This window comes from Streptomyces corchorusii, from assembly GCF_001514055.1.
In the GTDB taxonomy this organism is placed as follows: domain Bacteria; phylum Actinomycetota; class Actinomycetes; order Streptomycetales; family Streptomycetaceae; genus Streptomyces; species Streptomyces olivaceoviridis.
The window spans coordinates 1-839 of record NZ_KQ948409.1; the positions used below are offsets into that span (position 1 = coordinate 1).

An 839-nucleotide genomic window follows, 5' to 3' on the forward strand; every position below is an offset into this window, starting at 1 on the left:
CGATCCCGGCCGCCGCCAGGGCGTCGCGCCAGTCGCGTGAGCGGTAGCACGAGCCGTTGTCGGTCAGTACCCGTTCGACGGTGATCCCGGCCTGGGAGAAAAACGCCTGGGCCCGCTGCCAGAAGCCGGTGGCGGTCTCCTTCCTCTCGTCCGCGTGGATCTCGCTGTAGGCGAGGCGGGAGTGGTCGTCGACGGCGGTGTGCAGGTAGCTGTAGCCGGTGCCGGAACGTTTCTTGCGGCCCGCTTGTCGGCCCAGGACCTTGTGACCGCCGCCGTCGGGGATATTGCCGAGCTTCTTGATGTCGACATGGACCAGCTCGCCGGGCCGGTCGCGTTCGTAGCGGCGTATGACGTGGCCCGTTGCCCGGTCCAGGTGAATAAGACGGGCCAGGTTGTAGCGGGCGAGCACGCGGTGGACCGTGGAGGGCACCAGGCGCAGCAGGCCGGCGATGCGGGCCGGCCCCCACCGGCGCAGGACGCGGACCTTGATGATCCGGCGCTCTGTCCGGGTCGGGGTGCGGCGCGGGCTGACGTGCGGGCGGCTCGAACGGTCGGTCATGCCCGCTTCGCCGTACTGCCGGTAGCGGTCGGCCCATCGCTGGGCCGTGGTCGGTGAGACCTGGAAGCGTTCAGCGGCCCTGCGCAGGGGCCAGCCGTCCTCAACCACGCAGCGGGCAAGGCGCAGACGGCCGGTCTCGGTCAGGGGTGCATTACGGTGGGGCACGAGGGCCTTTCTGTTGCCGGTGCAGATGTCGCAATCCACACCGAGCCAGAGGGCCCTCACCCATTTCAAGATCTCTCAGCCGAGACCTGCGTCACCAACCTCCGTGAAGAGAACA

The 839-nt window shown here is 69.0% G+C and carries 1 protein-coding gene; it reads right to left on the reverse strand.

Going from position 1 to position 839, the window contains the following annotated elements:
* Window positions 1–724: IS481 family transposase (locus tag AQJ11_RS45035; RefSeq protein WP_059267391.1), on the reverse strand; the 724-nt coding region annotated here is incomplete at its 3' end.
* Window positions 725–839 lie beyond the last annotated feature (115 nt).